Consider the following 11,053-nt stretch of genomic DNA (forward strand, 5'->3'; position numbering starts at 1 on the left):
GTATCAACCTTATATTTATCAGAATACGTTATAAAGCTAGCATAAAATAGTGGTTACTCAATAATTAACCAATCAAAGAGTGATTGATTAATTACCCTTGCAACTGTAAGTAGATTACGTAATAATTCGCGCCGATCGAAGCTGGTTCATTAATGTGTTGGTAGAGATCGAGTTCATAATGGTATCTCCATTGGTTCTCTCGCAACGATAGCTGGTTAACCTGGTCAGGCCCGGAAGGGAGCAGCCACAGCTAGTGACTCGTGTGCCGGGATGTGGCTGGTGGAGGTGCCACCAATCCCAAAATCTTATTTCATTTAGCGTAACATTTTGTTACTCAATTCTTCGCAAAGACCTTTCTCCTTTATTATTTTTGTGCGAATTTAAGCGTATAATTCTGCTCGATTTTTAAAGTTTGGCCTCACTATTTGGCCAAAAAATGTTATCTTTTAGATTATGTTGCTACGGCTCGAACTTATTTGAGTCGAAAGCTTAGAATATAAAAAGAAAAAGGAGTTCATTCATGACATCCGTTCTATCGCGGTTGGGGTTACTCTGTGCATTGTTAGGAGCATCTCTCAGCGCAATGCCATTGCAAGCTAATCAACCACAAAAAAGCCCCTCACTTGAGTTAGAAGACTGCTTCGTTGATGGAATTACCAGTAAAGTCAAATGTGGTACATATGCCGTAGCAGAAGACCGCTCAAAGCCTTTATCGCCCGACAACAAAATTGACTTAAATATAGTTTTATTACCTAAGTTCAAAGAAGAAAGCACCGAACTACCGGTTATCTTCTTAGCAGGTGGTCCTGGACAAGCGGCAACGGAACTTGCTGGAAGCATGAATCAATTATTGGAGAGTGTTCGACAACAACACGATATTTTATTGGTTGATCAACGCGGAACTGGTGGCTCAAACGCATTAGAATGTGAAACGCTCGATGTTGATCCATTGAGTTACGATGACTCAGTAACCGATTTAAAAGAGGAAATGGCGAAATGTGTCGCTAAGTTGTCTGATTTCCATCTACCTAGTTATAACTCTATCGACCATATCAAAGATTTAGAAGTCGTCCGTGCCGCACTTGGTTACAAAAAAGTAAACATATTCGGTGGTTCATATGGTACTCGCGCTGGCTTTACTTACCTGCAGCAGTTTCCTGAGTCCATCAATACCGCAGTTTTGGACAGTAATGCACCATTACAATTGGTGATTGGTTTGTTTGGTAAATCAGGTGAACGCGCTTTTGACATGTTAGTCCAAGACTGTAAACAAACACCAGCTTGTAACAGCGCCTTTCCCAATTTAAAGCAAGACTATTTAACGCTTATCGATAGTCTAAAAGAGGGACCGGTCAGCGTCGATATGTATCATCCATTGACCGGTGAGCCAAGTACACTTGTATTGACACCAACAAAAGTCATCAATGAAATTCGTATGCCTCTTTATAACTTAGGTAGTCGAGTTTTAGTCCCTTACGTTGTAAATCGAGCGGCTAATGGTGATTATCGTCCGCTTGCGGCTATGATCGGTCGTCAAGCTGATATGGAACGTGCTCCAGGGCAAATTTATTCAGGTCTAATTATGAATATCATTTGTAATGAAGATCTTCCTCGTGTTTCACAAGCCGAAGTTGAAAAAGACGCTGACAATTATTTCCAAGGTGGTCAATTCTATGAGGCGATGGCAGAGAGTTGTGACGCTTGGCCAAACTGGCAACCTGAAGCAGGTTATAACGAACCGTTAAAAACAGACGTACCTGTTTTGTTATTCTCGGGTGATTACGATCCAGTGACGCCTCCTGCTTATGGTGATTTGGCAATGGAAACATTGACCAATGCTAAGCATGTATTAATCAAGCAGGCTGCTCACGTTGCCTCATTCTCTCAATGTATCGAACCAATTAATGACTTCATAAAATCAGGTTCTTTTGAAGAGTTAGATTTTGAATGTGCCGAAGAGCAACGCAAGTTGATGTTCTTAATCGATCAGAACCAATTGAAGTAGGAGCGAGTCATGTTAGAAGTTAAAAATTTAGAAAAATCGTTTGGTGACTTTAAGGCTCTGAACAATTTGAGCTTTAGCGCACAAGATGGCCAGATTACTGGTCTACTAGGGCCAAATGGTGCCGGTAAAACTACCGCTCTTCGCGTCCTTTACGGACTATTAAAAGCCGATGGCGGTGTTGGTATCATCAATGGTGTTGACAGTTCTGTCGACCCTCGTGGTGCTCGTAAACACATTGGTATTTTCCCTGATAAGTTTGGCTTATATGAGCGCCTAACGGCTCGCGAACAAATTAGCTATTTTGCAGGTCTACACGGTTTAGCAGGAGACGCGCTTGCTGCCGCAGTGGATAAGGTAATCCAAAAGTTAAGTATCGAAGATATTGCGGATAGACGTTGTGAGGGTTTTTCACAAGGCCAAAGAATGAAGGTGGTTTTAGCACAGAGCCTAGTTCACGAGCCTAAAAACTTGATTCTCGATGAGCCAACTCGTGGCCTTGATGTTATGAGTACCCGGATTTTACGAGATATTTTAAGTGATTTAAAAGCACAAGGTATTTGTATTCTATTTTCCTCTCATGTGATGCAAGAAGTCGCAGCACTTTGTGACAAAGTTATTGTTATCTCTAATGGTGAAATAGCGGGTGAAGGTACGCCAGAAGAACTATGCGAGAGAACCGGTGAAACATCTCTGGAAGAAGCATTTGTAAAATTAATTGGTACGGATGAGGGAATTGCAGCATGATTTGGGCATTATTAAAAAAGGAAATTCTAGACTCGGTTCGTGACAAACGCTCCGTCACCGCTGCCTTGTTAGGTGCGATGATTGGCCCATTCATAATGGTAGCGATGTTTTCATTTTCTATAGAACAGTCGCGTTCACAAGACACCTTGTATGTTGATATTGAGAATGCGGAGCTGGCTCCACAGATTGTAGAGCTGTTCGACCGTGCGGATATCAAACATTTCGATATGCCGGAAGAAGGCGACAAAATTGAAGTGGATGGAGAGTCAGAAACGCACTCTGGCATTGTTATACGATTTGACGAGTCGTTTGCAGAGAACTTGGCGAAAGCAAAACCAGCAGAAGTAGTCATCACCACAGATCACTCAGAAAAGGATGCAAGAAGCAAAGTCAGCCGCGTTAAAAAGGTATTAAATCAATATCAAGGTGCCGTGGTTCAAATGAGGTTAATTGCTCGCGGTATTTCACCAAATGTTGCCAATGCAATTAAAGTAACCGATAGAGACACCAGTACACCTGAATCAAAATCTGGCATGTTGTTGGGCATGATGGCGGTATTTATCCTAATGTCGGTATTTATCTCCTCAACCAATGTGGCCATTGATAGCAGTGCGGGTGAACGTGAGAGAAATTCTTTAGAATTGTTGTTAATGCAACCAGTATCGACGTTTGATGTCGTTGCTGCCAAAACGATCAATACCGCTTTATTTGGTATGGCAGGCGCGACATTAACGTTAGTACTAACTGCTGTTTTATTCCCATTTGTGCCATTACACAAGATTGGAATGGCGTTTAACTTTGATGCGGTTCTAGCGCTAAAAATTTGGTTGATTCTATTACCATTGACCCTATTTGCTGCGTCATTTCAGTTGGCGAGTGCATTCCATGCAAAGTCGTTTAAAGAAGCACAGTCTTACATTCAGTATTCACTGGCTATCCCGACTGTCATTCCGATGATGATAGAGATGATGGAATACAAACACGAACTGTTACAGTGGATTCCAGTTATCACTCAACAACAGGCAATTAGTCAGTTGGTACGTGGCGAGCTGGAAAGTTACTTACCTGTCGCAATGGGCTTTGTGGTGACGCTGATAGTGTCTTTGGGCATTAGCTTGTTTACGGCGAGATCTCTGCGCTCGGAGAAAGTAGTTTTGGGTCTTTAATTAGACCACCACATTAGCGGGTAGGTTGGTGACAAGGCTACGTTACTATCACTGAGCGCAAGCCTTGAAGTGTCTTTTCGCTAAATCAAACTAAAAGCACGATTATTATCGTGCTTTTTTGTTTTCTAAATCTGATTTTACGATTTCGAGTGCGGCCAATGCAGTATCGACGTCGATGTCATTAGACTCGAGCAACATGATCAAATCGACCGCTAACTGCACGTGTTCTGGAGCATTTTGCAATTGACTGCTTTGCTTAACTTCGCTCATTAATTTACTCACACCTTAGGCTACAATTGAGTTTGAAATTTAGTCTCTGTTTTCTCTTGAGTTCATGAACTCAAGAGCTCGTCCAATGGCTTCTCTAACATTCATTTCCATCTCATATCGTTCGGCTTGTGGTAAATAAAATGCCATATCTACTTCGTGGCGAATGTATTTTGAAGGGAGTTGGTTCAATACAATACAACACATGTCAGCGATAAACTCTTCTGAGTACTTAGTATCGAGTTTGTGAGCTGCAATGTAGTCAACGACCAGCTTTTCATAGTAGTTGTGAATATCATTCGACATCTGCATGAGGCTTATTCCTTGAAATAATGAGTTTTAACTTTTCTTTGAATGTTAATAGTTTGGACAAAGAAAGTCGGATACGCCACTAATATTTAATCGGGCTTTCTCATTCGACCTTGTTTACTATCATTTGTCTAGTTTTTCATTAGCACTGTTAGGAGCCGAAGACCGTCAAGGCGGCCTTACCAAGTTGCTCGTGAACATCGGTTAATGCCTTTATGTCTCGTTGGTATCCACCACCTATCACCGCCATAATGGGTATGTTGTGGGTTTTGGCGGTTCTAAACACAGTGCAGTCTCGTTGATATATGCCGTCAGTTGAAATGTTTAGTAAACCCAAGTCGTCATTCTCATGTATATCAATGCCAGCGTCATAAATGATAAAGTCAGGCCTGAATGCCGCAATCGCGGTATCTAACGCATCTTGAACTGTGGTTAGGTAGTCTTCGTCTTCGCAAAACTTGGCTAGGCCTATATCCCAATCACTTTGTTGCTTTCTGGCAGGGAAGTTCTTTTCACAGTGAATCGACAATGAATAAATGTCGCTACGCTTTTCGGTGCAAACGGCCGTTCCATCACCTTGATGCACATCACAGTCAAAAATGAGAACACGGCTAGCCTTATGCTGGCTAATGAGTTCACTAGCGGCAATGGTCAGGTCATTGAAGACACAAAACCCCGAACCAAAATCGGGATGAGCATGATGATAGCCACCGGTCATGTTCAGTGCAATTCCATGCTCTGCAGCTAAAAGTGCGGTTTTTATTGTACCTGCAACGGCAAAACGAGTACGTAGAACAAATTGCTCGGACCAAGGAAAACCAATGCGCTTCATCGCTTTGGCTTCAATATTACCCGAGAGAAAAGAGTCTATGTAGCCTTGCTCGTGAACCGAATTTAACACTTCGGGGCTGACCGGAGCACCAACCAAATTGACATTAAACTGTTTTGGGTAATGGCTTGTTAATCGGTCGTGTAAGGACTGGTATTTTTCAATAGGAAATCTATGGTTTCTGGGCAGATCCAATTGACTGTAAATAGGATGAAAAACGATTTGAATAGGTAACATGATTTTACGCCGTTTTTTAAATAACCCGTTCTTATAGAGCCATAGTAAACTGGTTTTATTCTAAGTTGAGCCCTAGCTTTGTCGTGAATCTAGCTTTTGAATCTGCTCTTCCACACCACTGATGGCTTTTCGGCAGCGGCCAAGTCTTTGGTGTGTGACGAGTACTTGGTTCTGTAGCTCGGCTTTTTGATTTGCAGAGATACGCTGCTGTTGAGCAGAGTTTAATGCATTTTGTTTTTCATTAACCATGTCGATTAAACGTCGCTCGTATTCTTGCAACTTTGATAACTCCTGATAAAGCTCTTGAGAAGATTGTGTCACTCTGGAGGCGAGCTGCTTTATTCTGTTTACTTTGGAAAAGTGTTGTTTATTTTGGTTTTTATATTTGGTACTTAAGTAGGAGGAGTTAGTAAAATTGCGAAAACAAGAAAACTGAACTGAGATACGTTCTGTAAGATATTCAGCATGTTGGGCTTCGGTCACGGTTCTCAACCTTAATACATTCCCCTCCAGCTCTTTTAAATAGTCTTTTAGTTCATCACTTTTTGTATAAAAGTGACTTGAGTTGAAAACGTCACTGGCTTTAAACCAAGTTTGTTGTGACTGAAGGATGTCTGCAAGCCGATGTTTAAGCTCATCAACTTTTGATAATAATTGCGCCACATTCTCGTTGTTATTCATTTGGTGTGGAAAAGACACGTTATGCCCATGCATCGATTGCTAGTTTGATTGCCATTATAGACACAACAATGGTGAAAATGGGACGAATAAAATTATTACCAAATCGAATGGCTGAGTGAGCACCGGTATATGCACCAAGCATTAATAAGGCGCCCATTGAAATACCAATCGCAAAATTGACGTGACCAAGAATAATAAAGGCGATAAGCGAACAAATATTACTAACGAAGTTCATGGCTCTGGCTACGCCACAGGACATTAACAAATTCATCTTGTACAAAAACAAATTACTTACGGTCCAAAATGCGCCTGTACCAGGTCCTGCAAAACCGTCATAAAAGCCTAGAGTAAACCCTTGGACCACTTTTTTGATGGTTAACCCCTGACATTTAACGGGTAAGTCAGTGTTTGTGGTGGCCTTGACTGGATTTAGGAGCGCATATAAAGCACTAAAACCGATAAGGATAGGTAATAACTTATTTAAGATGTCGGCGTTAAGGAAAGATACCATTACCGTTCCCGCGATAGCGCCGATAGCGGTTGCTAAAAGAGATAGTTTCCAAAAGGACGGAGAAAAAAGTTTTTTCTTGTAGAAGGCATAACTGGCGGTAATGGACCCAAAAGTAGCCGCCAATTTGTTGGTACCTAACGCAACGTGAGGAGGTAGTCCAGATGCTAACAATGCTGGTACAGTCAACAACCCACCGCCACCTGCTATGGCATCGATAAAACCGGCTAAAAATGCAGAGGCAAGTAATAACAGAATAATAGTATTCGACAGCTCTGGGAATTCAAAAAAACCGACTAACCAATCCAAACCGACTCCTAAACTGGGTTACTTTAAGTAATGACTAAAGCGCCAAATGTTTAATTTGGCGGCGAGTGTCGATATTATACCTGTCTACTTCTTTTAATGATATGTCAATGTCGAATCACATATACCCACAAACGATATCAACAGCTAGGCCAGATAGTGAAGTGGCACTTCAAGGCTTTTTATTAACCCGTCACCAGTACGATTCGGGCGGACGGTGCTGTTTTGATTTTTGGATACAGACGATATCAGGCAATTCGTTGGTGACAGTACCGAATCAAAAGCCAACCTGTTTTGTAAAAGCCAGTGACGCCGATAGATTACATCAACTATTACAGCGCGAAGGACTTCAAGCAGAAATTAAAAACGTTGAGCTTAAGAATTTTAAGCGTGAGCCAATGTCAGCGGTATATACATTATCTTTAAATCATTATTACAAACTGAAGACGCTTTGCCAGGCCTCGAATGTTGAGCTTTTTGAAGATGATATACGACCCGTAGATCGTTATTTGATGGAACGGTTTATAAAAGGCGGTGTTCGATTTGTTGGCGAACCAACCCAAAGAAACGGCTATATCCATTATCAAAATGGTAAAACGGCAGCGCAGTTAATCACCCCTCAGCCTTTTTCTTTATTGTCGATTGATATCGAGTGTAACGAACGAGGGGAGTTGTTTTCTATCGGGTTTTACAGTGAAGCGTATCAAGCCGTTATATATAACACGGCTGGAATGTTAGTGCCTGTACCAATGAACCCATCCGAGGGGCAATCCACACTTCATAATGAGCCTGTGCCTTCATACATTACTTGGTGCCAGTCAGAGCGGGAGCTATTACAAAGTTTTGTAAATATAGTGAATGACTTGGATCCAGATTGTTTGGTTGGATGGAATTTTATTGGGTTTGACGTTCGTTTGATTGTGAAAGCTGCAAAGCGCTGTAATGTTAATCTAAGCATTGGCAGAGATGGCAGCGAACTTAGGTTTCAAGATGGAAATGTCGGTAGTCAACGGTTCCCTGACCGAGCAAGTGTCGCAGGACGTATCGTTTTAGATGGTATTGATGTAATGAAAAACGCGACATATCACTTTGCTAGTTTTTCGCTAAACAACGTCGCAAAAGTTATCTTGGCTGATCAAAAAATACCATTAGTTGACGAAGCTGGAGACAAATTAGCCGAAATCAAAAGGCTTTATCAACATGAACCACTTAAATTAGCGGCTTACAACCTACAAGACTGTAAGTTGGTTGCTGATATTTTTAAACAAGAACAGCTATTACTGTACCTTCAAACAAGGACCCAATTAACTGGTTTGGATCTAGATAAAACGGGCGGTTCGGTTGCGGCGTTTCATAATTTGTATATGCCTGATATGCATCGCAAAGGTTGGATTGCACCCAATTTGGTCAGTATGGAAGACTATTTACACAGCCCTGGCGGCTTTGTCATGGACTCTGTCCCTGGAATTCACGAGCAAGTACTGGTTTTTGACTTCAAAAGCCTCTACCCATCTATCATTCGTACTTTCAATGTGGACCCCATTACCTTAATTGAATCAAGTGAAATTGAGCCTGAACTGAGACTGCCTGGATTTCGCGGTGGCGAGTTCAGTCGCAATAAAAGTCTATTATCAGATATTTTGGATGAACTGTGGGTCGCTCGAGAAAAAGCCAAAGCATCAGGTAATAAAGTTTTTTCTAATGCCATTAAGATCATTATGAATAGCTTTTATGGTGTACTTGGTTCCGCAGGCTGTCGCTTTTACGATACCAAGCTGGCGAGCTCAATTACGATGCGAGGTCACTGGGTTTTAAATGAGACAAAAGCTTGGTTTCACCAGCGTGGCATGAGCGTAATATACGGAGATACGGACTCTGTGTTTGTCAGTTTGGCTGGGTCCGCTTATCAAGAAAGCGACGCAGAACGACTTGGCTTGGAACTCAATGAGTGGTGGCAGAAAAAGCTTCGGCAAGACTTTGATATTGAGAGCAAACTCGAGTTGGAATATGAGAATTGTTATCAACCCTTTTTTATGCCGAAGTTAAGAGGTTCCGATACCGGCTCCAAAAAGCGTTATGCAGGGCAAATTATTGACCAAAGCGGACAGAAACAAATCGTTTTCAAAGGGCTAGAAAATGTCAGGAGTGACTGGACACCGATGGCCAAAGAGTTTCAACATGAATTGTTTAAACGAGTATTTGCAAATCAACTATGCCAACCGTACATCGCCGAGACGATTCAAAAGTTGAGAAATGGTGAATTTGACCACCTGTTAAACTACAAAAAGCGAATTCGAAATGAATTAGTCAGTTATGTAAAAACGACCCCGCCGCAAATTCGCGCCGCAAGAAATGCCAACAAGATGCTCGGATATGAAAAATATCAAAAGGGTAGTTTAATCGAGTATTTTATTTCTACAGACGGCCCAAAAAGTATTGACGAAACTGGCCATTTGGACTACCAACATTACGTCGAAAAACAGTTGTTTCCCATTGCTGAGTCCATTCTAAATGAGCACGAAAATAGTGCCCTGAAAGAATTTTCTAATCAGCTCACTTTACTGTGAATATTAGATTTAATTTGTGGTAGCTGATCTAACACCGCAACTTTTATACAAAAAAAACCTAAATAAAAAAATAAAAATCGTTTGGATTAAGGGTTGACCATCGAACAGGGATGAGGTTAGTATCGAGTGGAATGTGTCGCTATGTAACTTTTTGTTTCGGCAAAATGATAACTACATAGAGGCAATAAAATAAAAATAACCACTACCCAAAAGTGGTCCAGGGAGAAATATCCATGTTTAAGAATAATAAATTAGCAAACTCAGTGCGCTTAGCGATTGCGTTTGGTGCTGCGGCGACTGCGCTACCAGCAACAACAGCATTTGCAGCTGAAGCAGAAGCTAAAGAAATCGAAAAAATCGAGGTTACAGGTTCACGTCTTAAGAGAACTGACCTTGAAACTGCGCAACCAATTACTTCAATCTCGGCTGCCCAACTTGAAGTTCAAGGCATCCAAGACGTAGGTCAATTCCTACAATCAAGCGCGATCATGTCAGGTTCACCTGCTATGACAACGACGAACAACGGTGGTAACGGTGGTACTTTCGTTGAACTACGTGGTTTAGGTTCTTCTCGTACACTAGTACTTGTAAACGGTCGTCGCCCAGTTAGCTCTGACTTCCAGGGTATCCCATCTTCAATGATCAAGCGTATTGACGTTCTTAAAGATGGTGCTTCTGCGACTTACGGTGCAGACGCGGTTGCTGGTGTTGTTAACATCATCACTAAGCGTGACTACGAAGGTGCTGAAGTTACAGTTCACACTTCTGGTTCTATGGACGTAAGCACTAACAACCAAGAAGGTTTCAGTGTTTTATTAGGTAAAGACTTTGGTGCAGGTAACATCGTTGTTGGTGTTGACTATGTAACTCAAGAAGCTGTTTACCAAGGTGACACGCCAATCGACTTCATGAACAATCCATGGCAGGTTTGGGGTGCAGATGCAGAAGAATCATTCTGGAAAAATGGCCTAATCGGTGAAGGTGATAATGCTAACGTTATTACTCTAGGTTCTGGTTCTGTTCCTTGTGGTAACTTCTACTTCGCTGATGGTACACCTAACCAAACTAACGGCACATGTGACGGCGGCATCGCTAAATTATCAGACATGCGTCCGTTTGTAGGTAGTGGTCCAAACAATGACACGTACAACTACGCGCCTGTTAACTACCTTCAAACTCCTTATAAGAAGTTAAACTTCTTCGTTGAAGGTTCTTTCGAGCTAAATGACGACACTCGTGTTTACACAGAAACTCGTATTAACAAGCGTACTTCTCGTCAAGAGCTAGCTGCGGTTCCTTACGATACTCGTTTCGGTCCTGGTTACGAAGGCATCACTCAAGATGCTGATGGTAATGACGTTAACTTCAACGGTGTTTCAAAAGACAACTTCTACAACCCATTCGGTAAAGACGTAGTTCGTTCACGTCGTCGTA

Annotated in this window: 10 protein-coding genes and 1 other RNA gene; 6 read left to right on the plus strand and 5 right to left on the minus strand. The window is 41.8% G+C overall.

Features of this window, described 5'->3' with window-relative positions; genetic code table 11:
• The first annotated feature begins 188 nt into the window (after positions 1–188).
• The 4 genes from ffs (at position 189) to AC4E96_RS03680 (ending at position 3,915) form a co-directional block, all read left to right on the plus strand.
• An RNA gene (gene ffs / locus AC4E96_RS03665) (signal recognition particle sRNA small type) lies at positions 189–285 on the plus strand.
• Positions 286–520: 235 nt separating this feature from the next.
• A complete protein-coding gene (locus AC4E96_RS03670; RefSeq protein ID WP_490254934.1) occupies positions 521–2,005 on the plus strand; it encodes an alpha/beta fold hydrolase in 1,485 nt (494 codons plus the stop codon).
• A 9-nt stretch (positions 2,006–2,014) separates the two neighbouring features.
• On the plus strand, positions 2,015–2,749 hold the full coding sequence (locus AC4E96_RS03675) for an ABC transporter ATP-binding protein (protein ID WP_490254935.1): 735 nt from the start codon (positions 2,015–2,017) through the stop codon (positions 2,747–2,749).
• Complete coding sequence (locus tag AC4E96_RS03680; RefSeq protein WP_490254936.1) at positions 2,746–3,915, plus strand: ABC transporter permease; 1,170 nt, start codon at positions 2,746–2,748, stop codon at positions 3,913–3,915. The genes AC4E96_RS03675 and AC4E96_RS03680 overlap by 4 nt, the downstream gene beginning before the upstream one ends.
• A gap of 105 nt (positions 3,916–4,020) precedes the next feature.
• Here AC4E96_RS03680 and rsmS read toward each other — a convergent pair whose 3' ends face one another.
• The 5 genes from rsmS to AC4E96_RS03705 all read right to left on the minus strand — a co-directional run bounded on the left by rsmS (position 4,021) and on the right by AC4E96_RS03705 (position 7,055).
• A complete protein-coding gene (rsmS, locus tag AC4E96_RS03685) occupies positions 4,021–4,185 on the minus strand; it encodes a pleiotropic regulatory protein RsmS (RefSeq protein ID WP_488031894.1) in 165 nt (54 codons plus the stop codon).
• A gap of 39 nt (positions 4,186–4,224) precedes the next feature.
• Positions 4,225–4,494: a late competence development ComFB family protein gene (locus tag AC4E96_RS03690; RefSeq protein WP_488031893.1), complete on the minus strand. Its 270-nt coding sequence runs from the start codon at positions 4,492–4,494 to the stop codon at positions 4,225–4,227.
• Positions 4,495–4,642: 148 nt separating this feature from the next.
• Positions 4,643–5,557: a histone deacetylase family protein gene (locus AC4E96_RS03695; protein WP_490254937.1), complete on the minus strand. Its 915-nt coding sequence runs from the start codon at positions 5,555–5,557 to the stop codon at positions 4,643–4,645.
• Between the two features lie 72 nt (positions 5,558–5,629).
• Entirely contained in the window at positions 5,630–6,256 is a 627-nt protein-coding gene (gene priC / locus AC4E96_RS03700; RefSeq protein ID WP_490254938.1) for a primosomal replication protein PriC, read from the minus strand.
• Between the two features lies 1 nt (position 6,257).
• Complete coding sequence (locus AC4E96_RS03705; RefSeq protein WP_490254939.1) at positions 6,258–7,055, minus strand: TSUP family transporter; 798 nt, start codon at positions 7,053–7,055, stop codon at positions 6,258–6,260.
• A gap of 107 nt (positions 7,056–7,162) precedes the next feature.
• Between AC4E96_RS03705 and AC4E96_RS03710 the strand changes: the two genes are divergently transcribed.
• Both AC4E96_RS03710 and AC4E96_RS03715 read left to right on the plus strand, forming a co-directional pair.
• Entirely contained in the window at positions 7,163–9,619 is a 2,457-nt protein-coding gene (locus AC4E96_RS03710; RefSeq protein WP_490254940.1) for a DNA polymerase II, read from the plus strand.
• Between the two features lie 233 nt (positions 9,620–9,852).
• Positions 9,853–11,053: TonB-dependent receptor (locus AC4E96_RS03715; protein WP_490254941.1), on the plus strand; the 1,201-nt coding region annotated here is incomplete at its 3' end.

The organism is Psychrosphaera sp. (assembly GCF_982872775.1).

What these genes read in the sequence shown, in the direction of transcription:
- AC4E96_RS03670 (WP_490254934.1), top strand. Translation starts at nt 521, where the DNA reads ATGACATCCGTTCTATCGCGGTTGGGGTTACTCTGTGCATTGTTAGGA.
- AC4E96_RS03675 (WP_490254935.1), top strand. Translation starts at nt 2,015, where the DNA reads ATGTTAGAAGTTAAAAATTTAGAAAAATCGTTTGGTGACTTTAAGGCT.
- AC4E96_RS03680 (WP_490254936.1), top strand. Translation starts at nt 2,746, where the DNA reads ATGATTTGGGCATTATTAAAAAAGGAAATTCTAGACTCGGTTCGTGAC.
- rsmS (WP_488031894.1), bottom strand. Translation starts at nt 4,185, where the DNA reads ATGAGCGAAGTTAAGCAAAGCAGTCAATTGCAAAATGCTCCAGAACAC.
- AC4E96_RS03690 (WP_488031893.1), bottom strand. Translation starts at nt 4,494, where the DNA reads ATGCAGATGTCGAATGATATTCACAACTACTATGAAAAGCTGGTCGTT.
- AC4E96_RS03695 (WP_490254937.1), bottom strand. Translation starts at nt 5,557, where the DNA reads ATGTTACCTATTCAAATCGTTTTTCATCCTATTTACAGTCAATTGGAT.
- AC4E96_RS03710 (WP_490254940.1), top strand. Translation starts at nt 7,163, where the DNA reads ATGTCGAATCACATATACCCACAAACGATATCAACAGCTAGGCCAGAT.